Genomic DNA, 255 nt, shown 5'->3' with positions numbered 1-255 from the left:
ATTTAAAAGTGCAGCAATGCCATCCCCCGCTCCCGTATCGTCAGGGTTGCTCATTACCACGTTTTCTTTATTAATTTGGTAAATTGCAAAGGTGCTCATTATTTTGCCGTCGAGCCATTGGTTTTTCATACCCAGCTCGGTTTGCTTACCGGTTTCTGGTTCTAAATTACCTTCGCCTTCTACATCTTCTTGGTCGGCTGATGATGTAGGGTTAAAGCTCTCTGAGTAATTAATATATACCGATGTGTTTTCTAC

General features: G+C 42.0%; 1 protein-coding gene. It reads right to left on the bottom strand.

The features are described from left to right. Positions 1 to 255, bottom strand: a 255-nt coding sequence (locus tag AAEZ18_RS19215; protein ID WP_352256027.1) for a TonB-dependent receptor domain-containing protein, incomplete at both ends; no start/stop codon positions are given.

Source organism: Pseudoalteromonas sp. 19-MNA-CIBAN-0066 (genome assembly GCF_040308705.1).
GTDB classification, from domain to species: Bacteria; Pseudomonadota; Gammaproteobacteria; order Enterobacterales; family Alteromonadaceae; genus Pseudoalteromonas; species Pseudoalteromonas nigrifaciens.
This window is presented reverse-complemented; position numbering and strand designations above follow the sequence as displayed.